This is a genomic window from Hyphobacterium vulgare, from assembly GCF_042643335.1.
Taxonomy (GTDB): domain Bacteria; phylum Pseudomonadota; class Alphaproteobacteria; order Caulobacterales; family Maricaulaceae; genus Hyphobacterium; species Hyphobacterium vulgare.
In genome coordinates, this window is record NZ_JBHRSV010000001.1 from 372,439 (window position 1) to 399,146 (window position 26,708).

Sequence of the window (26,708 nt, forward strand, 5' to 3'; positions counted from 1 at the left end):
GGCGCTCAGCTTTCGTCCGGCTTTTCCAAGCCCTTCGCCTTGTGGACAACGGCCACCAGCACGAAGGAAATGATCATCAGGAGATACCACGAACCGAGCTTGTGCAAAGACACCGGCTGCCATGTTTCCCCATTCTGGTTCGGATAGGCCCAGGCCCGCGCGAACGTCCCGATATTCTCGGCAAACCAGATGAACAGCGCGACCAGCAACAGGCCCACGACCAGCGGCATGAAGCGGTGCTTCAGGTCGGGGCGGAACCAGATCACGCACGGCCCGTAGATCGCCAGCGTCGCGGCATAAAGCCCCCAGCGTATGTCGACCGTGTAGTGGTGGGTGAAGAAGTTGATATAGACCGCCGCGGCGAGCAGGCCTTGCAGCCAGAGCGGCGGAAAGCGGTCGAAGCGGAAGTCGAAAATCCGCCAGACCCGCGCGATATAGCTGCCGACGGCGGCATACATGAAGCCGGAGAAGAGCGGCACGCCGCCGATCCGCAGGAAGGCCTCCTCCGGATAGATCCACGACCCCGCATGGGTCTTGAAGATTTCCATCGCCGTGCCGACGACGTGGAAGACGAGGATGACCCGCGCCTCCTCCCAGCTCTCCAGCTTCGTCGCCAGCATGCCGATCTGGATCGCCAGTGCCGACAGCGTCAGGAAGTCGTAGCGCCCCAGCGGCGCATCCTCGGGGTAGAACAGGAAGGTGCCCATCAAGAGGGCCAGCATCAACCCGCCGAACAGGCAGGCCCAGGCCTGCTTCACCCCGAAGCTGACGAATTCGAACGCGAATTGCGTCACCGGCCCGCGCACGAAGGCCGCACGCCAAGCGTCGTGACGCGCATGCAGCCAGGCGCGCGGGTCGCGAAACAGGCTCAGACGCTTACTCCGCCCAGCTCGGCTTGCGCTTTTCGAGGAAGGCGGTCAGGCCCTCCTTGCCTTCGTCGCTGGCGCGGCGGTCGGCGATCCGGTGGGCCAGCGTCTTCATCAGCCCGTGATTGATCTCCTCACCGGCGACGTCATCCACCAGCGTCTTGGCAGCCTCGACCGCGCCCGGCGCGGCGGCAAAGGCCAGCGACGCCAGATGTTCTTCCATGCCGGCGAATTCGTCGGCCGAACCGATCACGTACTGGACAAGACCGATCTGGTGCGCGAATTGCGCATCGAAACCCTCGCCGCTCGCGAACAGCGCCCGGGCCCAGCGTGGCCCGATGGCGCGGATCACGAAGGGCGAAATCGTCGCCGGAGTCAGGCCCAGCTTCACTTCCGAGAATTTGAACTTCGTGTCCTTCACCGCGACGGCGACGTCGCAGGCGGCGACCAGGCCGGCCCCGCCGCCCATCGCCGCGCCCTGCACCAGCGCGACCGTCAGCTGCGGCAGCGCGTAGAGTTTGTAGAGCATGTCGGCGAGCGCCTGTGCATCCTCGCGGTTGGCGTCGAGCGTGTTGTAGCTCTGGTCCTTCATCCATTCGAGATCGCCCCCGGCGGAGAAGCTCTTGCCGGCCCCGCGCAGGATCACGAACCGCACCTCATCGGTGTTCTTCGCCAGCAGGTCGAAAATCTCGGTCAGGCCGGAAATGACCTCGGCATTGAAGGCATTGTGCCTTTCGGGTCGGTTCAGCGTGATGACCGCTGTCTGGCCGCGCGTGACCTGAAACAGGACGGGATTGGTGTCAGCGTCGGTCATGGAGAGAGCCTTTCGTGTTGTCGGTCGTGTCTAGCCCGTCTCCCGGTAAAAGAAAAACGGCGTTCCATCGGGATCGCGCAGGCCGAATTCGTAATTGCCCCAGGGCTTGGCTTCCAGCGGCGCTGTGATCACGCCCAGAGCGTTCCAGTCCTGATAAAGCGTCTCGACCGCATCGGTTTCAATCCGCAGCGCCATCGTCTGTGTGGTCTTGATCTGGCCGGGCGTGAAGGTCTGCAGGTGCAGTTCGAGATCGCCGCGCACCACGCCCGCATACTGTGCCCGCTCCGCCGGCTTCGCGTCGGCAAACGACACCGAAAACCCCAGCCGGCTCCAGAAGGCGAGCGAACGCGCCATGTCCGTAACCGGCAAGACCGGGTGAACCTTGAAGCCTTCCGTCATGTCGGTCTCCCGAATCGAAAGGGCCGCCGGTTGATCCGGCGGCCCCTCGAAATGTCAGTCCCGCAATTGACCATCAGTCGCCGCGGAAGATCATGCCCTTGATGATCGAGAAGATGATGATCGCGATCAGATAGCCCACGGCCAGCGCCGCGAGATACTGCATGTAGAGCATGTTGACGCCGCCCTCGGCCATCACCGGCGGCATGGCGAATTGTGCGCCATCGCGGATCATCGGCATGACGAGATCGACCACGACGTGGATCACAACGCCCACGATCGTGAAAATCAGGATCGCCCCGGCGCCGCGCATCAGAATGGCGAGCACAAGTGCAATCACGCCGAGCTGGATGAGGAACGGCATCCACGACACCGCCTCCCCATTGCCGGCATAGGTGACCAGTCCGGGTTCGAACCAGTTCCAGACCGGCGCAAACCAGCCCTCAAGCGTGTTCATGAAATCTTCCATGGCGTCTTCCCCTCAGTTCGCCTGCTGCGTCCACCATACCCCAAGACGCGCTTGGAACGAAAACTTCTTGTTAATGCTTCCGATGTGAAGCGTGTTCTCCTGTGACGCGAAAAACACGCATGCTCAGGACGTTACCTGCGGCTGGCGCAGGGGCGATTGTTGCAAAAGTGCTGCAAACCTGAGCTCCGACGCAAAATTCGGTTGATTCCGCGCGGACTTCCCGGACGGCATCAGCTTCGGATCAGCGTTCGCTTCAGAAGAAACAGCACGCCGATCACAATGAAATATCCCACCAGCAACAACCCGATATAGCGCCAGAAACCGGCCTCCAGAACCGGCGGCAGGCGGAAAGGCCCGCTTTCGGCGAACACCGGCGCGAGGATATCGAGCGCGACATGCGCCACGACCGCCCCGGCGGTGATCGCCAGCCACCGGCTCCACTGGCTCATGAACAGCACGGCGATGATCGCAACGATCAGGCCCTGAACCGCATTGACCTCGGCAAAACCCGTCCGCGCGAAATCCAGCGCGTCGTTGAAGAAGCTTTCCATCATCCCGCCCTCCCCAGGCACCGGAACAAGGTTAACGCCTCACCATAACGGCTGAGGGACGATTTTGTTCTACATCCGGAAAACGCCGAATTTCGTGTCGCCGAATTCGGCATTGCGCGACGCCGACAGCGACAGGGCGATCACGGTACGCGTATCCGCCGGGGCGATGATGCCGTCATCCCACAGCCGCGCCGTCGAGTAATAGGGCGAGCCCTCGGCCTCGTAGGTCTCGCGGATCGGCGCCTTGAAGGCCGCCTCGTCCTCGGCTGACCACGTTTCGCCGCGCGCTTCCATGCCGTCGCGCTTGACGGTGGCGAGCACGCTCGCCGCCTGCTCGCCGCCCATCACCGAGATGCGGGCATTCGGCCACATGAAAAGGAAGCGCGGAGAGTAGGCCCGGCCGCACATGCCGTAATTGCCGGCGCCATAGGACCCGCCGATGATGATCGTGACCTTCGGTCCGGCGAAGCAGGACACGGCCGTGACCAGCTTGGCGCCGTCCTTGGCGATGCCGCCAGCCTCGTATTTCGACCCGACCATGAAGCCGGTGATGTTCTGCAGGAAGACGAGCGGGATTTTCCGCTGCGCACAAAGCTCGATGAAATGCGCGCCCTTCTGGGCGCTCTCCGAGAACAGGATGCCGTTGTTGGCGATGATGCCGACCGGCATGCCCTCGATGCGGGCAAAGCCCGTCACCAGCGTCTCGCCATAGAGTTTCTTGAACTCGTCGAATTCCGAACCGTCGACGATCCGCGCGATCACTTCGCGCACATCGTAGGGCGTGCGCAGATCAGTCGGCACCACGCCATTGAGCTCGTCCGGCGAATAGGCAGGAGCGACCGGTTCGGCCAGATCCGGCCATTCCGGCTTGCGCGTGTTCAGCGTGCCGACGCTGCGGCGCGCCAGGAACAGCGCGTGGTCGTCATTGGCGGCATAGTGGTCCGCGACGCCTGACTTGCGGGCGTGCACATCTGCGCCCCCGAGGTCCTCTGCGGAAATGACTTCGCCGGTTGCGGCCTTCACCAGCGGCGGTCCGCCGAGGAAGATCGTGCCCTGCTGGCGCACGATGATCGTCTCGTCCGACATCGCCGGGACATAGGCGCCGCCGGCGGTGCAGCTGCCCATCACCACCGCGATCTGCGGGATGGCGGCGGACGACATCTGCGCCTGGTTGTAGAAGATGCGCCCGAAATGCTCGCGGTCCGGGAAGACCTCGGCCTGGTGCGGCAGGTTCGCCCCGCCGCTGTCGACCAGATAGACGCACGGCAGACGGTTCTCGCGCGCGATCTCCTGGGCGCGGAGATGCTTCTTCACCGTCATCGGATAATAGGTGCCGCCCTTCACCGTGGCGTCATTGCACACCACCATCACTTCGCGGCCCGACACCCGGCCGATGCCGGCAATCATGCCGGCGCCGTGAATGTCGCCCTCATACATACCGTTCGCGGCCAGCGCGCCGATCTCGAGGAAGGGCGAACCCGGATCGAGCAGGCGCTCGACCCGTTCGCGCGGCAACAGCTTTCCCCGGCTGACATGCTTTTCCCGCGCCCGTTCCGGCCCGCCCATCGCTGCTTCGGCGGTGCGGGCGCGCAACTCCTCGACCAGCTTTCCCATCGCGTCGCGATTGGCCTTGAAGGCGTCGGAAGCGGGATTGATCTGCGAGGTCAGATGGCTCATGCGGGGATCACTCTTGGGTGGGTGTCGAATACTCCCACGCTCTTAGCCGCTAAACGCCCGTCCGGGCAACGCGCTGCATCCATTCGGGCGCGAACGGGCATCCTTTGGGGCAGACCCCAAAGGAGACTGGACATGAAATTCACACTCGCCGCGCTTTCGCTTCTATTGAGCCCCTCCGCCGCAATCGCTCAGCACGACGAGCCACCAGCACAGGTCATGGTGCTCGGAACCTTCCACTTCACCGGCGGCGGCCAGGACTATTTGAACCCGGAGGTCGACGACTATCTCGCTCCGGCGCGCCAGGCCGAGATCGAGGCCGTCGTCGAACGCCTCGCCGAATTCAACCCGACGCGCATTGTGGTCGAGCTCGATCCCGAGGCCGAAGACCGGTTCAATGCGCTATATGACGCCTACCGGCGCGGCGAACACACTCTTACCGTCAACGAGCGTCAACAGATCGGCATGCGGCTCGCTGCACGCCTTGGCCATGAACGGCTCTACGCGGCCGACTATTCGTCCGGCATGGACTTCGACGCCATGATGGCGGCGGGACAGGCAAACGGTCAGGACCGCCTGATGGCCCGGATGGACGAACTCCGCGCCGCGATCGAGGCCGAGGACGCGCGCCTGAACCGGCCCGAAATCAGCGTGACAGAGCGCCTGATTGCGGCGAACGCACCGGACTTTCTGGAACTGCACAACATCTATTTGACACTGGCTCAGCTCGGCAGTGTCGAGGACCCGGCCGGCGCGCGCGAAATGACCAATTGGTGGGGCCGCAATCTGCAGATTTTCGCGCAGATTTCCTGGATCGCCGAGCCAGGCGAACGCGTGCTCGTGATCTACGGGTCGGGCCACAAATTCCTGTTCGATCAATTCATTCAGGACGCGGTCGAAATGGAATGGGTGGATGCGCTCGACTATCTCGAAGACTAGCGGTTCGCCTCGATCCAGGCGCCGAGCCGCTCCACGACCTCCGGGTCCGGCACGCCCTCGGCGCCATTGACCCACAGCACGAAATTGTCGGCCAGCGTCTCTTCCGGGTGGATGATGTAGCCGGTGTTGCGCCCGATCAGGTCGAGATATTGCGGCAGGTTTCCCGGCGCGATCAGCATCGGATTGCCGTCGGCGTCCGTGGCCGCCCGGCACGTCCCGTCCACGGCATCGACCGCCATCAGCGCAAAGCCCAGATGCGCGCCGAACCCGCCTTCAAGCGCGGGATCATAGCCGCCTTCCGGCAGGAACAGGACCGGCACGACGCCGTCCGCCTGGTCCATTTCCAGCGGCGCATAATGCGCATTGAACGGCGCGTCGGGATTGGTCAGGCGGCGCTCCGACAGGCTCTCGGGCAGGATCACCTCGCACGGCTCGAAACCGATCAGCCCGAAAATCTCGTCGGCGCGGTCCCGGTTGTGACGCGACAAGACGTGCCAGAGCTCGTGATAGAAGGTCTGGCGGAAGCCGGCATCGCCGCCCGCCAGCCAACCCGGCGTGAACACGATCGCATTGCCGCGCGTGTGCGGAAATCCGCCATCGAGCCCGCCATTGGTAGCGATGAACAGGACATCATCCGGCAGGAGTGGCGACAGGCTGTCCAGCAGCGCGGCATCCTCGGCGAGCAGCGCCTCCAGCCGCGCGCGCTCCTCGTCCGTGAAGTTCCGCACCGAGTCGCGATAGAGCGCGTTCAGCGCTTCACGCGACGTTTGCGCATTATCCGCGAGGCGCAGGCCGATCTCCATCGGTTGCAGGCGCAGCGTGAACTCGTCATCAGCGGAAAGGATGGCATAGGCCTCGTCCGGCGTGGCAAAGACGTAGTCAGCTGCATCCGCCGTTGCAGAAAACGCGGCCGCCGCCGCAGACGCCATCAGTCCGGTCAGAAACAGGCGCATGAAACTCTCCCCGGTCGTTTCGGGCAGACTGGCACCGGCCCGGCTTTGCGCCAACTGAAGCTTTGGTGAGAATGGCGCGGTGGCAGCGCTCCCTCCATTGCCTAGGGTCCCCATGAAAATGGGGACCTGAAGTCCGCACCAAGCTTCAGGTTCCCAATGCCTGTCCCCGTGTCGGCGGGGATCGCGGGAACCCCGGGTATGTAAGCCAAGTCCCGTGGCGCCTGTCGCGCGTCTGCGCTAGCGTCGCAACAACGTACGAGACTCACATCCGGATCATGCCCCTCACCCTCTCCTTCCTCGGCTTCTTCGACGATATCGGCAAGGCGGCGCTGAAAGCCGTCGAGCACGAGGTGGAATGGTTCTGCCTGCCTGCCGGTGCGATGCTGTTCGGCGAAGGCGAGCCCGCCGACGCCTTCTACCTCCTGCGTTCCGGCGCGCTGGCCGCGTTCCGGAATGGCGCGCTCGGTCGCCCCAACCTGCTCGGCTATATCCGCCAGGGCGAGCCGGTCGGCGAAATGTCGATGCTCGAGGAACGCCCGCATTCGGCCAGCGTCTATGCCATGCGCGACAGCGAGGTCGTCCGCCTGCCGCGCGCCAGCTTCGACCGGATCGCCGACAAGCACCCGTCGCTGATGCGCGAACTCGCGAAGATGATGCTGCGCCGCCTGCGCTCCGGGCCGCAGCGCGGCGGGTCCGAGCCGCGCGTCTTCGCGCTGATCTCGTCCTCGCCGACCATCGATCTCGAATACCGCGCGCGCGCCCTGAAGGACGCGCTCGAAAATCTCGGCATCACGGTCGCGATCGGCGGCGAAGAATGTGCCGAAATGCCGGGCACCAAGCTCGACGAGTTCGAGCACTCCCACGACCTCGTTTTCCTGACCGCCAAGCTGGGTGACCCGCTCTGGGCACGCCGGGCCATGGGCCGCGCCGATCGGGTCTGGCTGTTCGCGCGGTCCGATGCGCGGCCGTCGATTCCGCTGCTACCGCCGGACCCGTCGCCCGCCGCCAACCTGAAACTGATCGACGTCGTCCTCCTTCATCACGAAGGCGTGGCGAAGGCCGCACGGCCACAGGAATGGATGGACGCGGTCGAGGCTGCCCGCCTGTTTCACTGGCGCCAGGGCTCGACCGCCGACGTGCTGCGGCTCGCGCGCACCCTCGCCGGGCGTTCGCTGGGCCTGGTCCTGTCGGGCGGCGGCGCGCGCGCCTATGCCCATATCGGGGCGATGCGCGCCTTCGAGGAAGCAGGTCTCCAGTTCGACTTCCTCGGCGGCGCATCGATGGGCGCGATCCTCGCCGCCAGCGAGGCGCTCGACTGGACGCACGAGGAGATCGTCGAGCGCACGCGCGATGCCTTCGTGGATTCCAATCCGCTGTCGGACTGGCATCTGCCCGTCGTCTCGTTGGCGCGCGGCGACAAGGTCGACAAGCGTCTGGAAAAGCATTTTGGCGAAGTCGAGATCGCCGACATGCGCCGGCCTTTCTTCTGCGTCTCGTCCAACCTGTCGGACGGCAAGCCCTTCGTGCACCGGCGCGGCATTCTGCGCCATGCGCTGCGCGCCTCGATCGCCCTGCCCGGCATATTGCCGCCGGTCGTTCAGGGCGACGCATTGCTGGTCGACGGGGCGGTATTCACCAACTTCCCGTCGGAACAGATGCGTGCCTTCCACCGCGGAGCGAATGTCGGCTGTGACGTGACCCGCGCCCGCGGGGTGGACCCGAAGGATTTCGTCGATCCGCCCAGCTTCTTCGGCTGGGTGCGAAAGCACGGCCTGGGCGACCCGCCCCCCATCGCCTCGCTTCTGATGCGCGCGGCAACGGCCGGGACCATGGTCGACCGCCATGAATCCTACCTCAAGGCCGTCGACCTCGTCGCCCTGCCCGAAATCGACACCGATCTGAGGGAATGGAAGCGGTTCGAGGACACGATCGAGTCCGGCTACGCCGCGGCCATGCGCGCCCTCGACGAAGCCGACGAGGAAACCCGCGCGAAGATTTTCGTCTAGTTTCCCGACCGGTATTCCGGGTTCGGGTGGCCGAAGCGCTCGCCCTTGTCCCAGGCCTCGCGCGAATTGCCCTCGTTCGGGATGCCGCCATTGTCCTTCAGCATCCGCGCCATGTGCATGAGATTCCACGCCATGAAGGTGGTGTTGCGCTGGGTGAATTCATTGTCCGGACCGCCGCTGCCTTCATCGCAATAGGACGGCCCCGGCCCCGCCTCGCCGATCCAGCCGCAATCGGCCTGCGGCGGGATGGTGTAGCCGATATGCTGAAGCGCGTAGAGCACGGTCTGGCTGCAATGCTTGATTCCGTCCTCATTGCCGGTCACCACACAGCCGCCGACCTTGCCGTAAAAGCCGTACTGACCCTTGTCGTTGGTGTCGCCGGATTGCCCGTAGAGCCGCTCGATCAGCACGCGGCAGACCGAGCTTTCCTCACCCAGCCAGATCGGCGTGCCGACAACGAGGATGTCGGCGGCCCGTATTCGCGTCCACAGTTCCGGCCAGGCGTCGGCCGGCCAGCCATGCTCGGTCATGTCGGGATAGACGCCGGGCGCGACCGGGTGATCGACGAGCCGGATCATCTCGGTCTGAACGCCCTGATTGTCCATGATCGCCTTCGCGACCGCCATCAGCCCGTCGGTGTTCGAGGTCTCCGGCGAACGTTTGAGCGTGCAATTGACGAAAACCGCTTTGAGATCGTCAAAAGCCATCAGCCCGCATCACCACAGCGGACATAGGTCTCTTCGCGGGCCATGTCGCGGTTGTCCCAGGTCAGCGTGTCGCCGTCCGCCATGAAGCGGAATTCCTGCATGTAGGGATCGCCGCCCTCGCCGCTTTCGCACTGCGTCACGAAATGCGTATAGCCGTTGGTCTGGTCGACGCTCTGGATCGAACAGGTGTCGAGGCCGACATCGACCGTGTAGCGGGAAATCACGATCACGCCGTCGCGCATGTCATTGTCTTCGCGACAGGCCATCTCGGCTATGCCCCAGCGGCCGTTGACGTCGCGGACGGGCATGTCCTCGCCCATCTCGTCCATTTCCGCTTCCGCGTCTTCGGCTGCCTCCTGGATCGCGTCACCGGCATTTTCGAGCGCCTCGCCGGTCTCGTCCATCGCCTGTTCGGCGTCGGCTTCCATTTGCTCGCCGGACGGCATGTCGGACTCGCTGCACGCAACGGCGAACAGGCCGGCGGCGGTGAGCATCAGAATCTTGCGCATGGGCTTCTCCCCTTGAACTCCTTGTTCAAGGGGTAAGCTAGCGGATCGGTTCCGCCGTCCGGAGAAATTTTTTACCGCGTCTCGGTGAACAGCTCGCGGCCGATCAGCCAGCGGCGGATCTCGCTCGTACCCGCGCCGATCTCGTAAAGCTTGGCGTCGCGCAGAAGGCGTCCGGTCGGATACTCGTTGATATAGCCGTTTCCGCCGAGCAGCTGGATCGCGTCGAGCGCCAGCTGGGTCGCGGTTTCCGCGGCATAGAGGATGGCTCCGGCGGCGTCCTTGCGGGTCGTCTCGCCCCGGTCGCAGGCCTTGGCGACGGCGTAGACATAGGCCCGCGCCGCATTCATCCGCACATACATGTCGGCCAGCTTGCCCTGGACCAGCTGGAAGTTTCCGATCGGCTGGTCGAACTGGCGGCGCTCGTGAACATAGGGCAGCACGACATCCATGCAGGCCTGCATGATGCCGATCGGTCCGGCGGACAGGACGGCGCGCTCATAGTCGAGCCCGCTCATCAGAACGCGGACGCCGTCATTCACCGGGCCCATGACATTGTCTTCCGGCACTTCGCAGTCCTCGAAGACCAGCTCGCCGGTCTCCGACCCGCGCATGCCGAGCTTGTCCAGCTTTTGCGCGACGGAGAAACCCTTCATCCCCTTCTCGATCAGGAAGGCGGTGATCCCGCGCGAGCGCGCGCCCGGATCGGTCTTGGCATAGACCACCAGGTAATCGGCCGACGGACCGTTGGTGATCCACATCTTCGAGCCGTTCAGGACGTAGTGATCGCCTCGCTTGTCGGCGCGCAGCTTCATCGACACCACGTCGGAGCCCGCGCCCGGTTCGGACATGGCCAGCGCGCCGACCTTGTCGCCGGAAATCAGGCCGGGAAGGTATTTTTCCTTCTGTTCCTTCGAGGCCCAGCGGCGGATTTGGTTCACGCAGAGATTGGAATGCGCGCCATAGGACAGGCCGACCGAGGCCGATCCGCGCGAAATCTCTTCCATCGCGATGACATGCTCGAGATAGCCGAGCCCGGTACCGCCCCACTCCTCCTCGACCGTGATGCCGAGCAGGCCGAGATCGCCCATCTTCTTCCAGAGGTCGGCGGGAAACACATCCGACTTGTCGATTTCGGCCGCGCGCGGCGCCAATTCGTCCGAAGCAAAGCTGCGGACCGTGTCACGGATCATCTCGGCGGTGTCGCCGAGGTCGAAATTCATCGAGGGGTATTGGTTCGGGATCATGCGCGGGACATGGCGCATTCCCCCAGGAGGGTCAAGCAAACGAAGGTGACGTTTGCGTCAGTTTTTGCGCATGCCGCGGCTGATCAGCCCGATCGCTGCGGCACCCGTCAATACGAATCCGGCGGCCGCAGTCGCCGGACCGAAGGGCCAGAGATCGCCGGCGCTGTAGGCCTCCCAGCGCGAGGCCGTGTCCCACACGCCCACGCCGAAGGCCAGTACGCCCAGGCCCAGCACCGACACGGTTCCAGCCGGGAAACCGCCGGCGGCCGGTGCGGGAGAATCGTCGCCATTGGTCCAGCCATTGCGCCTCGGCACGACACCGCCTGCTTCGAATTCCGGCGCGATGTCCTCGGGTTGCGGCAAGCTCTCGTCGGCCGCGATCGCGCTGTTCTCGGAGTCTGTTTCGGCCTCGACGGAATCTCGCTGGCCGGACCCGCCGATTTCACCGCTCGCCCCGGCGCTCGCCGCAACGCCGGTCAGCGGCGGCATGTCCTCGACAGGCCGGATGGCCACGGCTTCGATCGCATCGGCGTCTTCGGCATCGGCATCGGCAGGATCCGCAGCTTCGGCGAACACATAGCCCACCGGTCCGGAAACCGGTTGTGGTGCGGGTTCGACGACCGGGGCGACGACCGGAGCTTCCTCGCGAATGGCCAGCTGGTCGCGCATCCGAGCGATCACACGCTCGGCCACGGCGCTGCGCACGGGGGCGGAATGCATGATGGACGGCCGCGACGCGGGTTCAGGTGCGGCCGGTTCCTCGATGACCGGCTCTTCAGGCTCGGCGTTATCCTCGACCGGTTCCTCGATCGCTGCTTCGGCCGTCTCGACGACGACTTCGTCATCAGGAACGTCTTCGACGGTTGCGGGCTCCTCGGCGACCGGTTCGACCGGCTGGGCGAACCCGTCTTCATCCTCGTCGAAATCGGGATGCTCGACCTCGATGACGAGTTCGACCGGACGTCCGCTGATATCGGCCGGCAGGTCAGTCATGAACAGGGCGCGCTCGGCCTCGTGGCGCGGATTGTCGCCCCCGCCCCAGGCGGCAATCGCATCGGCGGCTGCGCGCCAGCGGCCCTTGTTGATCAGTCGGACCACGGCGCTCTGGCGGAACGCCGTCAGCCCGATCCCCAGCGCAAACGACACCAGCGCGTCGCGCTGGGCCGCCTGCAGCGGATCATTGAGGCTTTCGTCGACGGCTTTCTCGGCCTGAAGCACGTCGTAGATCATCAGAAGTTCGGCATCGTCGCGCGACACCGTGGTGTCTTCGCGCGCACCGGCGCGATGGCCATAGCCCACGGTCCAGCGGCCATTGGCATCGCGTTCGGCCGAGCCGCGGAACGGCTCGTACTCCCTGACCAGGGCGCGCGCGGCGGGCGTGGATTTCAGACGCAGCTTCATCGATGTTCCAATCCGGGACGCCTTTGCGGGCGACACGGAAGCATCTTGCAAGCCGGACGCCGTTTACTCGCCGGCTTCCGAGTAAATGTCGGTTTCGTCGACCGCCGTGAACGGCGCAAAGAAGCCGCCGCCCGCGCCGCCGCCGATCAGGAATATCTGCCCGTCGATCACCGCGGCGGACGCATCCGTACGCGGCGCCGGCAGTCCTTCGGCGGTGTCCCAGCGGTCGCCGGCAATGTCGTAGACAAGGTGGTCGTTGAGCGTCTGGCTCAGGTCCGCGCCGCGTCCCCCGAAGACGTGAATGCGGCCATTCAGGATCGCAGCCGCATGCCCGGCCCGCGGAGTCGGCAGGTCGGTCAGCTGCGACCAGCTGTCATCCTCGGGGTCGTAGACATCCACCCGCGTGCTGGCCGCGCCTTCGCGCGCGCCACCGATGAGGTAGATCAGACCATCGGCCACGACCGACGCGGCGCCGCGGCGGGCGATCCCCTCGGGCGCTTCGAGCGTTTCCCAGGACTGGTCTTCGGGATCGAAGACATAGGTTTCATTGGCGCCGGTTTCACCGCCGATGGCGAACAGCCGGTCGTGCGCAGCCACCAGCTGGAAAGAGGCTTTCGGGCCCGGCATGGCCGGCTCGCGTGCCCAGATTCCGGCGGCAGGATCGAACGACCACATGTCGGCGATCGGACGCACGCCCTCGCGTGCAGCGTAGCCACCGGCGGCGTAGATGCGTCCGCCGATGGCGGCCAGGCCGAAGCGTTCCAGACCCGCGGGAAGCGCCGTCGTGTCGCGCCATTCCCCGAGCGTCAGGTCGAGCACTTCGACTTCCTCGCGCGGCTGGGTCAGCCCCGCCCCGCCGGCCGCATAGATCCGGCCTTCATATTCGATCGCCGCAAGACCGGAGCGTGGATCCTGCAGGCGGGGACCATCGGACCATTGTCCCTCGGCCAATGCCGCGGCAGGCAGGAACAAGGCGGCAGCAACGCCGGAAACGAACCAGTGACGCATTTTCTCAACACCCGATCTGACTGACAGACCCCCGCTAGAGCAGCACCATAGCGGCAAGTCCGAGGAAGGCGAAGAACCCGACCACATCGGTGACAGTCGTGACGAAGACCGAGGACGACACGGCCGGGTCGGCGCCGAATCGCTTCAGACCCATCGGCACGAGGATTCCCGCCAGCCCCGCGCAGGCGAGATTGATGACCATGGCGATCGCGATCACCGCCGCCAGGGCCCAGTTCTGGAACCAAAGCCCGGCCACAACCCCCATCACCACCGCAAAGATCAGCCCGTTGAACGTGCCTGTCAGCATCTCGCGGATGATCACCCGGCGGGCGTTGGCGGAGGTCAGGTCGCGCGACGAGATCGCACGCACGGCAACGGCAAGCGACTGGGTACCGGCATTGCCGCCCATCGACGCGACAATCGGCATCAGCACGGCCAGTGCGACGAGTTGCGTGATCGCCGCGTCGAACAGCGCGATCACGCCCGACGCCAGCACAGCCGTCCCCAGATTGACCAGCAGCCAGGGCGCACGCGACTTCACCGATTCGAAAACGGTGTCGGTCAGCCCCGCCTCGTTCACGCCGGCGAGCGCCAGCAGGTCTTCCTTGTTCTCTTCCTGGATGACCTCGACCATGTCGTCGACGGTCAGCATGCCGGACAACCGGCCCGATGCATCGACCACGGGCGCCGAAATCAGGTGGTATTTCTCGAAATAGTAGGCGACGTCTTCCTGGTCGGTATCCGGTTCGATGCGGATCCGCACCTCTTCCATGATGTCGGCCAGCTTCACGTCGCGGCGCGAGCGCATCAGCCGGCTGACCGGCACCGCGCCGACCGGTTCGAAACCGGTATTCACGACATAGACGTCGAAGAACAGTTCCGGCAGTTCGTCACCGGCAGCGCGCATGTGGTCGATCGTATGGCCGACCGTCCAGAAATCCGGCGCGGCGACGAATTCGCGCTGCATCAGGCGGCCGGCCGTCTCCTCGTCGAAGGAAAGGCTCGATTCCAGCGCCGCCCGGTTCTCCTCGGGCACTTCGGCCAGCACCTGCTGGCGCAGGGCGTCGTCGAGTTCCTCGATCAGCAGCGTCGCATCGTCGGAATCGAGTTCCTGGATCGCTGCCGCGAGGTGCGCCGGGTCGAGTTCCGCCGCGACGACTTCGCGCGTGTCCCATTGCAGATTGGCGAGCACGTCGCCGGTCAGCACGTCCGGTGCGATCCGCGCCAGCTTTTCCTGCTGCTCGCTGTTCAGCTGCTCGATCAGGTCGGCGATGTCGGCGGGATGGAGGCCTTCGAGAAGCCGGCCGATTCCCGCGCCATCGCCTTCCTCGATCAGGATTGCCAGCGCCACCGCCTTCGAGACGTCGACCTCACCCTGCGGGGTGTCTTCCGTCGGGATGTCGGCGGTTTCGCTCATGGAATCTCCTGCTCGGGGGCTGCGCGGCGACAGTAGCCATGAAGTGCGGCGTTTTCGAGAGGTCTGAAACCGAAAACGCCGCCCCGGGGGGCGGCGTTTCCGAATGATGGTGCGGTCGAGAAGACTCGAACTTCCACGGGTTTTACCCCACAGCGACCTCAACGCTGCGCGTCTACCAGTTCCGCCACGACCGCATCGTGTCAGGGCCGTGCGAGATAGCAGCGGAAATGCGGCTTGTGAAGTGCGCGATGCGGCGGAAAGTCAGGCGCGGCGTCAGGCCGCCGCATAGAAGGCGTTGACGTCCGCCGGGCCGGTGATGTTGACCGTGACCCGATCGCCCTGGATCTGGATCTCGCCGCGCGCGATCGGGTGGTTGTTGGCGAGGATCCAGACTTCGTCGTCTTCCTCGGCATCGAGCGGGATGACCGCGCCACGGCCCATCCGGAGGAATTGCTGAATCGGCATGGACGAGCGCCCGAGAACGACCGTCACTTCCACCTTCACCGCACCCAGCTGACTCAACGGACTTCCCCCTCACAGGCACTTGCCACTCGACATGTCACGTACAATGTTCGACCAGACGCCGTTTCCGGCGGGTTAACCACGATAACAATGACACAGCCAAAAACCCAGTGGGCGGTCTCGCCCGGCCATATTCCCTACGAACCGGCCGTCGCCTTCATGGAAGACCGTGCCGCGAAGATCGCGGCGGGCGAGGCCCCCGAAATGGTCTGGATGCTGGAACACCCCCCGCTCTACACCGGCGGCACCAGCGCCGATTCGGGCGATCTGCTGCAGCCCGACCGCTTCCCCGTCCACAAGACCGGCCGCGGCGGTGAATACACCTATCACGGCCCCGGACAGCGGGTCGGCTATGTCATGCTGGACCTGACCGAGCGCGGCCGCGACGCGCGCAAATTTGTGCGCGGGCTGGAGGAATGGATCATCCGCACCCTCGCCGCCTTCGAGGTCACCGGCGAGCGCCGCTGTGAACGCGTCGGCGTCTGGGTCGCCCGGCCCGACAAGGGCGAGGGATACGAGGACAAGGTCGCGGCCATTGGAGTGCGGCTCAGACGCTGGGTGTCGTTTCACGGCATCGCGCTGAACGTCACGACTGACCTGTCGCACTTTTCCGGCATCACGCCGTGCGGAATTTCGGAGCGGAAATACGGCGTGACCAGCCTCGCCGATCTCGGCGTGAACGCCTCGATGGACGACGTCACCGCAGCGATGCGTGCCGCCTTCGCCGAAGTCTTTGGCGAGCTTGAAGACGCCGCGCCGCCCGACCTGCCCGACTAGAAACGGCCCGGCCGCAACCGGCCGGGCCTTTCCAGGACTGGAACCGCTGGCCTCAGGCCGACGGCGGAGCCGGCTCGGCTGCCGGCGCTGCAGGCGCGGCGACACTCGGCGTGCGGTAGGTGTCGCGCATCTGACGCGCGAGCTGGATGTTCTTGTCGCGGGCACGGCCGCCGATCAGGAAGCAGTCGATCAACTGCCAGATACCGAAACCGCCCAGCGTGATCAGCTTCAGAACCCCGGCGACGATATCGCCGACCAGGAAGCGGTCGATGCCGAGCGCACCGAGCCAGATATTGAAACCGAACAGCAGGACCGGATTTTTCTCCGACGCCTGGAAAGCGGTCAGGAAATTGTTCCGGTTGGCCTCCGGGATCGAGTTGATGATCGAGTGAAGTTCGAGTGTGTAGGCGCGCTGGTTCATGCAGTCCCCCTATGAATTCGGCGGGCCATGACCGGCCCGCCGAACGGAAAGCGTAATTTGATCGAAGAATGTGACAATCAGCCCGTGACAGTTGCGCCGCTCTCGACCCCTTTCGGGTTCGCACCATAGGCATTGGCGCCCGGATCGCTGTCCTTCACGTAAAAAATCAGCAGTACGATGAAGCCGACGAGCGGAACAAGGCTGATGAGAACCCACCAGCCACTCTTGCCTGTGTCGTGCAGACGGCGAACCGCGGCCGCGAGCATCGGGATGATGTTCGCGAGCGCGAACAGCCCCGCGAGGATCCCGTATCCGCCGATCGCCCTTTCAACCGTAAACAGGACCGTATAGGCGATCATGTAGAACAGGACGTAGAACCAGTACTCGCTGCGGCGAGCGCGGCCGTTGAAGTTGGCGTAGTTCGAATAGACCGATTTGACGGCGTCCATGAACCCCATGGCATTCCCCCCTTGTTGAAGCTTGGTCTGCCGCTGGCGTGTCAGGCCAGCGGATTGGGCGAAGCGGCATCCGCAACCGGCTCGCCATAGGCATTGGGTCCGGGATCGGCCTTCAGGACCTGGTTCACCACGAAGGCCGCACCCAGGTGCAGAATGATCGCGACGACGATGTTCACCAGCATCGCTGTTAGCCCGAAGCTGTAGATATTGCCCGATTGAGCGGCCGCGATCGCGTTGCCCATGTAGAGCGGCGCGAGAAGCAGGCCGAGGACGAAGGCGCCGACCCAGATGCCCGCCAGAACCGCGATCGTCCAGACCGCCGGCTTGCCGGCATCGTGGAACCGTTTCGCGTAGATGCAGAACAACGGATACAGAAGCGCCAGACTCAACAGGCCGAAGATCATGCCGAGCGCGCCCAGCAGGAATGTCAGCACCTGCAGGACAATCGCAACCGCGAGAATGAGGATGGCGCCCTGCCAGAGCGAATTGGGGCCGATCCGCCCCTCGAACTTCAACAAGAGATCCTGAAATCCCTGAACCTTTGACTGATCCATGGTGATGCCCTCCACGGCTATCCCGATGGGGCTACCGTGGAGGGCGAATCTGCATGGTGTCAATCGCCGGTGGGGCGATTTCGCCTTTCAGGCCGATCAGCCTTCGCGGCTGGGCATTCCGCGGAACCACAGGCCGAACAGCAGAATCACTGCCCAGAAGGCGCCCGTGCTGCCCCAGGCCGCGACCAGTTGAAGGCCGCCGAGGTCGGCTTCGCTGTTCTCGATCCAGGTCTGGAACTCCTGCATCAGCGCGGGGTCCTGCATGACCGTTTGTGCGTCGAGACTGTTGGCCTCGGCATACACGCCCAGCTGCTGGAAGAAGAACATCGTGCCGAAGATCATCACCACGATGAAGAAGGCGAGCAGCGCCAGCGGGATGGGCAGGAAGATCCAGGTCCAGCTGCGGCCGGCATCGTTAAGCCGGTTGATGTGAACGAAAACCAGCAACACCAACAGAACGATCAGGAAGATCAGTCCAGCGCCGTCCGGCAGAGCGATGTCGGTGTAGAGCTGGACGGCGGTCAGGGCTGCGTGGGCCGCCAGAAAGACGAGCAGTCCGAAAAAGTATGTCGCCCCGTTGGCGCGAACGCCGGGTACGAACCAGGCTACAGGATTCATGTGTCCCTCCCAGGTGGGTTATCCAGCGCCGGAAGCTAGCGCGGCACGGCGGCAGGCCAAGCGGGAAAACGCCGGGACGCGATCCCCCCTATTCGAACTCGGCCAGCAATTCGTCGGCCGCGACCGACTGGCCCGGTCTGGCGTGAAGCGCCTTGATCGTGCCGTCGATTTCGGCGCGCAGCACGTTTTCCATCTTCATCGCCTCGATCACCATCAGCGGCTCGCCCGCCTTGACCTCCTGGCCGACCGCGACATCGATCGACACGACGAGGCCCGGCATCGGGCTTTCCACCAGTTTCGCCGAAGCGCCAAGTTGCTTTTCCGGCAGCAGGGCATGCAGGTCCGCCGATGTGTGCGTGCAGACGATGGCCGTGCAGGTGAAGCCGCGATGACGCAGCCAGTAGCCTTCCGTCCGGTCGGAGAAGGACACCGCGAAACGCTCCTCGCCGAGGCGACCCTCGAACAGGTGGGTGCCGGGCCGCCAGGCCGATTTCAGCGTGACCGGGTCACCGACCAGTTCCGGCATCCAGAGCGTCGCCTCGCCCCCGCCGCCGATCGCCGCGTCGGGCAGATCGATCTCGACCGGAATGCGCCGGCCGTCGAGCAGCACATCCCACTCCTGGGCGTGGGCAACCGGCGGCGGCGTGATGCGGCCGCTGGTCTGCGCCGCGCGACGGATGTTCACCGTATGGATGAAGGCCGCCGCCGCCGTCAGATAGCGCAGCTGATCCTCGGTCGGTGCGGTGCCGTGGAAGCCTTCGGGGAAATGCTCCTCGATATAGCCGGTATGAATGTCGCCGCGGCGGAAATCCTTCTCGCCCAGGCAAGCGGCCAGGAAGGGCGCATTCGCGGTGACGCCCTCGACATGGTAGCGGTCGAGTCCGGCGAGCAGCGTGTCGATCGCCGCTTCCCGCGTGTCGCCATGACCGATGACCTTGGCGATCATCGGGTCGTAGAACATCGATATCTCGTCGCCCTCGCGCACGCCGGAATCGATCCGCAGCATGCCCTCGCCCAGCTTGCCTTCCGCCGGCTCCTTGTAGCGTTTCAGCCGGCCGATCGACGGCAGGAAACCGCGATACGGGTCTTCGGCATAAAGACGCGCCTCGACCGCCCAGCCATTGATCTTCACGTCCTTCTGGCGAAGCTTCAGCTCCTCGCCGGCCGCGACGCGGATCATCTGCTCCACGAGGTCGAGCCCGACGGTCAGTTCGGTGACCGGGTGTTCGACCTGCAGGCGGGTATTCATTTCGAGGAAGTAGAAATTCCGCTCGGCATCGACGATGAATTCGACCGTGCCGGCGCTGTCGTAGTCCACGGCCTTGGCCAGCGCGACGGCCTGCGCGCCCATCGCCTCGCGGGTCGACTTGTCGAGGAAGGGCGACGGCGCCTCTTCGAGAACCTTCTGGTTCCGGCGCTGGACCGAACACTCGCGCTCGTTCAGGTGGATGATATTGCCGTGCTTGTCGCCCAGCACCTGGATTTCGATATGGCGCGGCCGCACCACGAATTTCTCGATGAAGATGCGTTCGTCGCCAAAGCTCGACTTGGCTTCGCTGCGCGCCGATTTGAAGCCGTCGCGCGCTTCTGCCTCGTCCCAGGCAATACGCATGCCCTTGCCGCCGCCGCCGGCCGACGCCTTGATCATAACCGGGAAACCGATCTCGGCGGCGATCTTCGCGGCCTCGTCGGCATCCTCGATCAGTCCCATATGCCCCGGCACGGTCGACACGCCTGCCTCTGCGGCGAATTTCTTCGACGTGATCTTGTCGCCCATCGCCTCGATGGCGTGCACATTCGGCCCGATGAAGACGATGCCCGCGGCTTCGAGCGCCGCCGGGAATTTCGGGTTTTCCGACAGGAAGCCGAAACCGGGATGCACCGCTTCCGCGCCGGTATCCTTCGCGGCCTGCACGATCTTGTCGATCTGCAGATAGCTTTCGCCGGGCGCTGGCGGCCCGATGAAGACGGCCTCGTCGGCCATGTCGACGGCCTTGGAATCGGCGTCGGCCTCGGAATAGACCGCAACGGTCTGGATCCCCAGACGGCGGCAGGTCTTGATGACGCGGACAGCGATCTCGCCGCGATTTGCGATCAGGATTTTCTTGAACATTCCAGCCCTTCGGGAGCCCCAATTCGATATGCCGGTTTAGCCCGCGTGGTGTCGCAGCGGCAAGGTGTGAACGCGTCTCAGCTGTCGCGCATGCGGTCGAGCCAGGCCAGTTCCGCGGCGCGCAGCTTGCCGATGACCGAGACCAGGAAGGCGGTCGACCAGCCGATCAGCAGGAATCCGTTGAACCCTTCGAGCGCGGCGACCATGCGCCAGCGTTCGTCCAGCACGACATCGCCATAGCCGACCGTGGTGAAGGTCGTGGTCGAGAAATACAGCGCCGCTTCAAGGGTCGGCAGTTCGCCAAGCGCCAGATAGACCAGCGCATAGAGCCAGATCTCGACCGCGTGGATCGCGACCAGGCCCAGTACGACCAGCACGATGAAAACGCCTTGCCGAAGCGCATTCTGCATCGGTTTCAGATTGTGCGAACGCGACTGCAGCAGGGCCATCAACACGATCAGCCCGATCATGTGGATGATCACCGTCGCCACGATCATGCCGGTGGCGAGCGCAAGAGGCGGCAGAATATGGGCGGAACCCGACTCGATCATGACCCCACACTAGCCGGTCTTTTCACCGCGCCGAACACGGTTAGTCTGGTCGCCGATACATGCGAGGGAAATCCGATGACGCACAAGGTCTACAGCTATTCGTCGCTGGCGCGGCCGCTCGACCCGAAATTCAGGACGAATCTGGCGGTCATCGTGCTGGCGCCACTCGGCGGAATCGCTGTCGCGCTCTATGCCTACACGACCAACATCATGGGGATCGGCGACGCGGTGATCCTCGCGGTCGAGGCGATGTTCATCGCTTTCCTCGCCTGGGCACTCGGCCGGGAACTCGACCCCGACATCAACCAGTCGGCCTTTGTCGCCATGGCCCTCGCCCTCGCCGCGATCGCGCTCGGATACAACACGTCCATTCTCAATATCGCCGCCGTGCTGTTCGCGGTGCGCATCGTCAACCGGACCGTTGGCAATCCGCTGAAGCTGATCGACCTGATCATGATGGGCCTGTTCGCCATCGGCCTGGCTGTCCTCGGCGCACCGTGGTGGACCTGCTTCCTGATTGCCGCGGCGCTGACCATCGACACCGTGTTCGACCGCACCCAGGGCAACAATCTCATGGCCGCCGGCGTCGCCTTCATCGCCGGGCTATACGCCATGGCCATGAACGGCGCTCCGCATCCGGAGAACGTCGTCCTGATCGAACGCGGCTGGCTCGTCGCCGCCACGGTTGCCGGCGGACTCTTCCTGCTGATGATCTTCACCACGCCCGAGCCGCAATCATGCTGCGACGTCCGGCTCGAGGAAAAGCTGCAGAAGCGCCGCATCCAGGCCGGCATGGCGCTCGCGCTCGCCGGCGCGATCGCCAGCCTGTTCGGCGGACCGGCCATGCTGTTCGCGACCCTGCCCGTCTGGGCCGCGCTCGCCGGCGTGATTGAGGGCCGTGCCATGCCGAAACGGAAGATCTGAACCCGATCGGATTCCCCTCCCCTTGAGGGGGAGGGACGCGAGCGGCTTCCGTCAGGAAGACGGGAGCGGGGTGGGGTGACGGCTCGCTTGATACCCCCACCCCGGTCGGCTGGCTGACGCGCAGCCTCCCGGCCCTCCCCTCAAGGGGGAGGGCAATAAATGCAATCCAGCTAGCGCGTCACCCAAGCGAGCCCGTCGGGCTCGTCACCGGTCTCGACGCGCCCGGTCACTTCGCGGCTCGCCCGATCGATCACCGTGACGAAATCGTCCTGCGTGTTCGCCACGAAGACGCGCTCACCCGCCGGGTCCATCAGCAGACCGATCGGCACCGCGCCGGTATCGACCGTCGCCAGCACCTCATGCGTCTCGGCGTCGATCACCGCGACGGAACCCGATTGCGCGTTGGAGATCCAGACCTCGCTGCCGTCCGGCGTGAATCGCGCGCGGATCGGGAAATCGCCGCCCGACGGGATGGTCGCCGACACGGTATCGGTCGCGACATCGATGATCGACACCGTGTCGGCACTGCGGTTGGTGACCCAGACTTCCGAACCATCCGGGGACACGTCGATGCCTTCCGCCCCCGCTCCGGTCGGGATCGACACGACCTCGCCTGTCGCGCGCGTGATCACCGTCACCGAGCCCGACCCGATATTGGCGATGTAGAGCTTCGCCCCGTCCGGCGTGGGGACCAGCTGGTGGCTCACCGCCTGTCCGGTCTCCCAGACATGGGTGATCTCGCCGGTCGCCGCATCGATCTCGGTGACCGTGCCGCTGGTTTCGGTCGTCACCCAGACCAGCGATCCGTCGCCCGACACCCAGATGCCATGCGGTCCGCGATTGGGCGCGATGTCCCAGGTCGCGGCGGCGCTGGCCGTGGCCAGGTCGACCACCGTCACCGTTGTGCCCTGCGCCCCGCCATAGTCCGAGACATAGGCGATCGACCCGTCCGGCGAGGTGTAGACCTCGTGCGGATTGTCGCCGGTCGGCACCGTGGCGATGACCTCCAGCGTCTCAGGATCGACCAGCGCCAGCGTGTCCTCGCCCTTGTTGACCACCAGCAAGAGATCGTCGGCCAGCGCCGCACCCGTGATCAGCGCGGCGGCGCACAGTCCGGTCAGAAGCGTTTTCATGATGAAGCCTCCCAGCGTTTCCGCCGGCCAGGATAACGCGGCGCGCCGCGCTTTGGAGTGAAATCGGCGAAAGGTACCCCTCACCCTCCCCAACCTTCGCCTTCGGCTCAGGCCGGGTCCCCTCCCTCTCCCTTGAGGGAGAGGGAAAGACGTGCGGCTCCGAAGGAGGCGCGCGTCAGGGTGAGGGGGAAGCCGGTTTGGCAACGCGCCGCCCCATGCTAGATTCCGCGTCATGACGATGAAGCTGTCAGACGCCCTCTCCCGCGAGGAATTGCGCGCCCTTTCCCAGGCAGAGAACTGGCGCGGCGCGCTGATGCTCGCCGGGGACTACGCATTGATCGCCGCCGCCTTCGCGTTGGCAATCTGGAATCCCTGGTTCTCGCCCATCAGCGTCTTCATCCTCGCGGGACGCCAGCTGGCGCTCGCCATCGTGATGCATGACTGCGCGCACCATTCGCTCTTCCGTACGCGCTGGATGAACGACTTCGCGGGCAACTGGCTGGGCGGCGCGGCGGTCGGCGTGCCGCTGCGCGACTACCGCCCCTATCATCTCGACCACCACAGATATGCCGGCACCGACAAGGACCCCGATCAGGGCCTCGTGAGGGATTATCCGGTCACGAAGGACAGCCTGCGGCGCAAATTCATCCGCGACTTCACCGGCCAGACCGGCGTGAAGGAGATGATCTTCCTGTGGACGAAGTCGGACTGGGAGCGCCGCATCCCGCCCATCGTCTTCCAGCTCGTGCTGCTTGGCGCGCTGGTCGCCGCGCAGGCGCCCTGGGCGCTGGCGCTGTGGTGGGCGGCGCGCCTCTTCGTCTATCCGGCGATCATTCGCCTCAGGAATATCGGCGAGCACGGCGTCGCCATGGACCGCTACGATCCCGAGCCCCGGCGCAACACGCACACGACGCGGGCGGGCTGGCTCGAACGTCTGCTCGTCGCGCCGAACCACGTCCACTACCACCTCGAACACCACATGTTCGCGGCGGTCCCGCCCTATCACCTGCCCCGCCTGCATCGACTGCTTTCCGAGCGCGGCTATTACGAGGGCTATGACTGCATCAGCCCCGGCTATGCGGCGGTGATCCGCAAGGCGGTTCGCCAGCCGGAGATGGCGGCGTGAGCGTCACTGCGCAGGAGGCGCTTTTCTTTCTGCCCGCGAAGGATTTCGAGCGCTCGAAACGCTTCTACGCCGATCTGGGATTCACCGTCGCCTGGTCGTCCGGCGATCTGGCCCGCATCGAGGCCGGCCCCGCCGCTTTCCTTCTCCAGCGCTACTATTCTTCTGATACCGACGGGCATCTGATGATGGCGCTGACGGTCGATGACGCTGACGCGTGGTGGCACCGCGTAGTCGATCAGAAACTGGCGGACCGGTTCGGCGTTCTTGCAGAGCCGCCCGCCGATCGCCCGTGGGGCAGGCGGGATTTCCCGATCTCCGACCCCACCGGCGTCCTCTGGCGCATCGGGCACGACCTGCCCAAACGCTAGGCGCTCTCCGTCACCTCTTCGCGCCGGATCTTGCGCACGTGGAAGAAAAACCACAGTGCCGCGACATAGCCCATCAGACACAGGCTCAGCACGATATAGGGGATTGGCGCCATCGACCCGGCCGGTCCGCGCACCGGACCGAGCCAGCCGAGGCCTGCTTCCGGCGCCTGACCGATCTCGTGGAGATAGGCCCCGAGCCGCGCCAGATCGGAATAGATCGAGAAGACCTCATTGCCGAACCCGGCCGCCGCGACGGTGAAGATGAAGATCAGGATCGCCGCCATCAGCCGCGTCAGCCGGTGGGCGAAGAACCAGCTCGCCGCCAGCATGCCCGACAGAATGGCGATATAGTTCGCGAAACCGGTCTGCGCGGCTTCGGCGAACGCCACGAACAGCGATGCGGCTTCATAGGGTGTCATGCAAACCCCTCCCCGCTCTCTTTTGCCCCGGATTGAAGCGGGGGCCTAGCCAGCGCGCTCAATCCGTCATTCCGGCGAACGCCGGAATCCAGAACGACCGCCAATCTGGACCCCGGCTTCCGCCGGGGTGACGACCGTTAGAGCGGAATATTGTCGTGCTTCTTCCAGGGGTTCGACGCCTTCTTGTGCTTCAGCGTCCGGAGCGCGCGCACCAGGCGGCGGCGCGTATTGCGCGGCTGGATCACGTCGTCGATATAGCCCCGTCCCGCCGCCACGAAGGGATTGGCGAAGCGGTCTTCGTAATTCTTCGCGTGCTCGGCCATCTTCTCCGGGTCGTTCGCGTCGGCGCGGAAGATGATCTCCGCCGCCCCCTTCGCGCCCATCACCGCGATTTCAGCCGTCGGCCAGGCATAGTTCACATCGCCCCTGAGGTGCTTTGAGCTCATCACGTCGTAGGCGCCGCCATAGGCCTTGCGCGTGATCACGGTCAGCTTCGGCACCGTCGCCTCGGCATAGGCGAAGAGCAGTTTCGCGCCGTGCTTGATCAGGCCGCCATATTCCTGCTTCGTGCCGGGCAGGAAGCCGGGCACGTCCACGAAGGTGACGATCGGGATGTTGAAGGCGTCGCAGAAGCGCACGAAGCGCGCCGCCTTGCGGCTGGCATCGATGTCGAGCACGCCAGCCAGGCTCATCGGCTGGTTCGCGACGAAACCGACCGGCTGGCCTTCCAGCCGCCCGAAGCCGACGACGATATTCTTGCCGAATTCCGGGCTGATCTCGAAGAAGTCGCCCTCGTCGGCGACCTTCTCGATCAGCTCCTTGATGTCATAGGGCTTGTTGGGATTGTTCGGCACCAGCGTGTCGAGGCTGGGCTCGGACCGGTCAGGATGATCGTAGACCGGCCGCGTCGGCGGGGCCTCCCGGTTCGACAGCGGCAGGAAATCGATCAGCCGGCGCATCTGCACGAGCGCTTCGAGGTCGTTCTCGAACGAGCCGTCGACGACGCCGGATTTCCGGGCATGGACCGACGCCCCGCCCAGTTCCTCGTGCGTCACCTCTTCATTGGTGACGGTCTTCACCACATCCGGGCCGGTCACATACATGTAGGACGTGTCGCGGACCATGAAGATGAAGTCGGTGATCGCCGGGGAATAGACATCCCCGCCCGCGCACGGCCCCATGATCACCGAGATCTGTGGCACCACGCCGGAGGCCAGCGTGTTCTGCAGGAAGATGTCGGCATAACCGCCCAGCGAGGCGACACCCTCCTGGATGCGCGCCCCGCCGGCGTCGAAAATGCCGATGATCGGCGCGCCATTCTGCACTGCGGCCTTCTGCACCTTCACGATCTTCTGCGCGTGCGTTTCCGACAACGAACCGCCGAATACGGTGAAATCCTTGGAGAAGACATAGACCAGACGGCCATTGATCGTGCCATGGCCGGTCACCACGCCGTCGCCGGGGATGGTCTTGCCTTCCATGCCGAAGTCCGTGCAGCGGTGCTCCACGAACATGTCCCATTCCTCGAAGCTGTTTTCGTCGAGCAGCAGCGTGATCCGCTCGCGCGCGGACAGCTTGCCCTTCTCGTGCTGCTTGGCGATCCGGTCCGCGCCGCCGCCCATCCGGGCGCGCTCGCGCCGCTGTTCCAGCTCTTCGAGAATGTCTTTCATCGGAATGTATCGCCCCTGCGTTTCCGGCTTCGACGCCAGTTAGCACCGCCAGGGGCGGCGGGGCAATTTTCCGGTGCTTTTCGGTGTCGTCATTCCGGGG

General features: G+C 64.8%; 29 protein-coding genes and 1 tRNA gene. 6 read left to right on the forward strand and 24 right to left on the reverse strand.

Annotation, left to right across the window (positions count from 1 at the left end; all coding sequences use genetic code 11):
• Positions 1 to 5 precede the first annotated feature (5 nt).
• From ACFOOR_RS01900 to ACFOOR_RS01925, 6 genes are all read right to left on the reverse strand, one after another.
• Complete coding sequence (locus tag ACFOOR_RS01900) at positions 6 to 806, reverse strand: DUF817 domain-containing protein (RefSeq protein WP_343163442.1); 801 nt, start codon at positions 804 to 806, stop codon at positions 6 to 8.
• Between the two features lie 70 nt (positions 807 to 876).
• The gene (locus tag ACFOOR_RS01905) at positions 877 to 1,680 is read right to left on the reverse strand and encodes an enoyl-CoA hydratase-related protein (RefSeq protein ID WP_343163441.1); all 804 of its coding nucleotides are present in this window, start codon (positions 1,678 to 1,680) and stop codon (positions 877 to 879) included.
• 30 nt (positions 1,681 to 1,710) lie between these two features.
• Positions 1,711 to 2,079 carry a VOC family protein gene (locus ACFOOR_RS01910; protein ID WP_343163440.1) on the reverse strand — a complete coding sequence of 123 codons (369 nt, stop codon included), beginning with the start codon at positions 2,077 to 2,079 and terminating at the stop codon, positions 1,711 to 1,713.
• A gap of 73 nt (positions 2,080 to 2,152) precedes the next feature.
• A complete protein-coding gene (locus tag ACFOOR_RS01915) occupies positions 2,153 to 2,545 on the reverse strand; it encodes a hypothetical protein (protein ID WP_343163439.1) in 393 nt (130 codons plus the stop codon).
• Between the two features lie 230 nt (positions 2,546 to 2,775).
• Positions 2,776 to 3,099 (reverse strand): hypothetical protein, encoded by a 324-nt coding sequence (locus ACFOOR_RS01920; protein WP_343163438.1) that lies wholly within the window; start codon positions 3,097 to 3,099, stop codon positions 2,776 to 2,778.
• A gap of 66 nt (positions 3,100 to 3,165) precedes the next feature.
• Positions 3,166 to 4,773 carry a carboxyl transferase domain-containing protein gene (locus tag ACFOOR_RS01925; protein ID WP_343163437.1) on the reverse strand — a complete coding sequence of 536 codons (1,608 nt, stop codon included), beginning with the start codon at positions 4,771 to 4,773 and terminating at the stop codon, positions 3,166 to 3,168.
• 132 nt (positions 4,774 to 4,905) lie between these two features.
• On the opposite strand from ACFOOR_RS01925, the gene ACFOOR_RS01930 reads away from it, so the two are divergent.
• Positions 4,906 to 5,709 (forward strand): DUF5694 domain-containing protein, encoded by an 804-nt coding sequence (locus ACFOOR_RS01930; RefSeq protein WP_343163436.1) that lies wholly within the window; start codon positions 4,906 to 4,908, stop codon positions 5,707 to 5,709.
• Here ACFOOR_RS01930 and ACFOOR_RS01935 read toward each other — a convergent pair.
• Positions 5,706 to 6,662 (reverse strand): hypothetical protein, encoded by a 957-nt coding sequence (locus tag ACFOOR_RS01935; protein WP_343163435.1) that lies wholly within the window; start codon positions 6,660 to 6,662, stop codon positions 5,706 to 5,708. The two genes, ACFOOR_RS01930 and ACFOOR_RS01935, sit on opposite strands and share 4 nt — an antisense overlap.
• Positions 6,663 to 6,937: 275 nt before the next feature.
• On the opposite strand from ACFOOR_RS01935, the gene ACFOOR_RS01940 reads away from it, so the two are divergent.
• On the forward strand, positions 6,938 to 8,668 hold the full coding sequence (locus ACFOOR_RS01940) for a patatin-like phospholipase family protein (RefSeq protein WP_343163434.1): 1,731 nt from the start codon (positions 6,938 to 6,940) through the stop codon (positions 8,666 to 8,668).
• Here the strand turns inward: ACFOOR_RS01940 and ACFOOR_RS01945 are convergent.
• The 8 genes from ACFOOR_RS01945 to ACFOOR_RS01980 all read right to left on the reverse strand — a co-directional run bounded on the left by ACFOOR_RS01945 (position 8,665) and on the right by ACFOOR_RS01980 (position 15,476).
• Positions 8,665 to 9,375: a flavodoxin family protein gene (locus ACFOOR_RS01945; RefSeq protein ID WP_343163433.1), complete on the reverse strand. Its 711-nt coding sequence runs from the start codon at positions 9,373 to 9,375 to the stop codon at positions 8,665 to 8,667. The two genes, ACFOOR_RS01940 and ACFOOR_RS01945, sit on opposite strands and share 4 nt — an antisense overlap.
• Complete coding sequence (locus tag ACFOOR_RS01950; protein ID WP_343163432.1) at positions 9,375 to 9,884, reverse strand: hypothetical protein; 510 nt, start codon at positions 9,882 to 9,884, stop codon at positions 9,375 to 9,377. Before ACFOOR_RS01950 ends, ACFOOR_RS01945 begins: the two co-directional genes overlap by 1 nt.
• A gap of 71 nt (positions 9,885 to 9,955) precedes the next feature.
• Positions 9,956 to 11,128, reverse strand: a complete 1,173-nt coding sequence (locus ACFOOR_RS01955) for an isovaleryl-CoA dehydrogenase (protein ID WP_343163801.1) — start codon at positions 11,126 to 11,128, stop codon at positions 9,956 to 9,958.
• Between the two features lie 57 nt (positions 11,129 to 11,185).
• A complete protein-coding gene (locus tag ACFOOR_RS01960; RefSeq protein ID WP_343163431.1) occupies positions 11,186 to 12,529 on the reverse strand; it encodes a glycoside hydrolase family protein in 1,344 nt (447 codons plus the stop codon).
• Positions 12,530 to 12,592: 63 nt separating this feature from the next.
• Entirely contained in the window at positions 12,593 to 13,537 is a 945-nt protein-coding gene (locus ACFOOR_RS01965) for a Kelch repeat-containing protein (protein ID WP_343163430.1), read from the reverse strand.
• A 34-nt stretch (positions 13,538 to 13,571) separates the two neighbouring features.
• Positions 13,572 to 14,954, reverse strand: coding sequence for a magnesium transporter (gene mgtE / locus ACFOOR_RS01970; protein ID WP_343163429.1), 1,383 nt, complete (start codon positions 14,952 to 14,954; stop codon positions 13,572 to 13,574).
• A 107-nt stretch (positions 14,955 to 15,061) separates the two neighbouring features.
• Positions 15,062 to 15,148 (reverse strand) — tRNA-Leu (locus ACFOOR_RS01975).
• Positions 15,149 to 15,227: 79 nt separating this feature from the next.
• The gene (locus ACFOOR_RS01980) at positions 15,228 to 15,476 is read right to left on the reverse strand and encodes a FliM/FliN family flagellar motor switch protein (RefSeq protein ID WP_039717971.1); all 249 of its coding nucleotides are present in this window, start codon (positions 15,474 to 15,476) and stop codon (positions 15,228 to 15,230) included.
• Between the two features lie 90 nt (positions 15,477 to 15,566).
• On the opposite strand from ACFOOR_RS01980, the gene lipB reads away from it, so the two are divergent.
• Positions 15,567 to 16,253: a lipoyl(octanoyl) transferase LipB gene (gene lipB / locus ACFOOR_RS01985; protein ID WP_343163428.1), complete on the forward strand. Its 687-nt coding sequence runs from the start codon at positions 15,567 to 15,569 to the stop codon at positions 16,251 to 16,253.
• 52 nt (positions 16,254 to 16,305) lie between these two features.
• Here lipB and ACFOOR_RS01990 read toward each other — a convergent pair whose 3' ends face one another.
• The 6 genes from ACFOOR_RS01990 to ACFOOR_RS02015 form a co-directional block, all read right to left on the reverse strand.
• Complete coding sequence (locus tag ACFOOR_RS01990; protein ID WP_343163427.1) at positions 16,306 to 16,674, reverse strand: TM2 domain-containing protein; 369 nt, start codon at positions 16,672 to 16,674, stop codon at positions 16,306 to 16,308.
• 77 nt (positions 16,675 to 16,751) lie between these two features.
• A complete protein-coding gene (locus ACFOOR_RS01995) occupies positions 16,752 to 17,123 on the reverse strand; it encodes a DUF805 domain-containing protein (RefSeq protein ID WP_343163426.1) in 372 nt (123 codons plus the stop codon).
• Between the two features lie 50 nt (positions 17,124 to 17,173).
• Complete coding sequence (locus ACFOOR_RS02000; protein ID WP_343163425.1) at positions 17,174 to 17,686, reverse strand: DUF805 domain-containing protein; 513 nt, start codon at positions 17,684 to 17,686, stop codon at positions 17,174 to 17,176.
• A gap of 96 nt (positions 17,687 to 17,782) precedes the next feature.
• Entirely contained in the window at positions 17,783 to 18,304 is a 522-nt protein-coding gene (locus tag ACFOOR_RS02005; protein ID WP_343163424.1) for a hypothetical protein, read from the reverse strand.
• A gap of 88 nt (positions 18,305 to 18,392) precedes the next feature.
• Positions 18,393 to 20,417, reverse strand: coding sequence for an acetyl/propionyl/methylcrotonyl-CoA carboxylase subunit alpha (locus ACFOOR_RS02010; protein WP_343163423.1), 2,025 nt, complete (start codon positions 20,415 to 20,417; stop codon positions 18,393 to 18,395).
• A gap of 77 nt (positions 20,418 to 20,494) precedes the next feature.
• Positions 20,495 to 20,968 (reverse strand): potassium channel family protein, encoded by a 474-nt coding sequence (locus tag ACFOOR_RS02015; protein ID WP_343163422.1) that lies wholly within the window; start codon positions 20,966 to 20,968, stop codon positions 20,495 to 20,497.
• Between the two features lie 75 nt (positions 20,969 to 21,043).
• Here ACFOOR_RS02015 and ACFOOR_RS02020 point away from each other — a divergent pair, with 75 nt between their 5' ends.
• Entirely contained in the window at positions 21,044 to 21,892 is an 849-nt protein-coding gene (locus ACFOOR_RS02020; protein WP_343163421.1) for a hypothetical protein, read from the forward strand.
• Positions 21,893 to 22,062: 170 nt separating this feature from the next.
• On the opposite strand, the gene ACFOOR_RS02025 is transcribed toward ACFOOR_RS02020, so the two are convergent.
• Positions 22,063 to 23,025 (reverse strand): YncE family protein, encoded by a 963-nt coding sequence (locus tag ACFOOR_RS02025; RefSeq protein ID WP_343163420.1) that lies wholly within the window; start codon positions 23,023 to 23,025, stop codon positions 22,063 to 22,065.
• A gap of 232 nt (positions 23,026 to 23,257) precedes the next feature.
• On the opposite strand from ACFOOR_RS02025, the gene ACFOOR_RS02030 reads away from it, so the two are divergent.
• Entirely contained in the window at positions 23,258 to 24,151 is an 894-nt protein-coding gene (locus tag ACFOOR_RS02030; RefSeq protein ID WP_343163419.1) for a fatty acid desaturase family protein, read from the forward strand.
• Positions 24,148 to 24,519: a VOC family protein gene (locus tag ACFOOR_RS02035; RefSeq protein WP_343163418.1), complete on the forward strand. Its 372-nt coding sequence runs from the start codon at positions 24,148 to 24,150 to the stop codon at positions 24,517 to 24,519. Before ACFOOR_RS02030 ends, ACFOOR_RS02035 begins: the two co-directional genes overlap by 4 nt.
• Here the strand turns inward: ACFOOR_RS02035 and ACFOOR_RS02040 are convergent.
• Complete coding sequence (locus tag ACFOOR_RS02040; protein ID WP_343163417.1) at positions 24,516 to 24,938, reverse strand: hypothetical protein; 423 nt, start codon at positions 24,936 to 24,938, stop codon at positions 24,516 to 24,518. The genes ACFOOR_RS02035 and ACFOOR_RS02040 overlap by 4 nt on opposite strands.
• 137 nt (positions 24,939 to 25,075) lie before the next feature.
• On the reverse strand, positions 25,076 to 26,608 hold the full coding sequence (locus ACFOOR_RS02045) for an acyl-CoA carboxylase subunit beta (protein WP_343163416.1): 1,533 nt from the start codon (positions 26,606 to 26,608) through the stop codon (positions 25,076 to 25,078).
• Between the last annotated feature and the right edge of the window lie 100 nt (positions 26,609 to 26,708).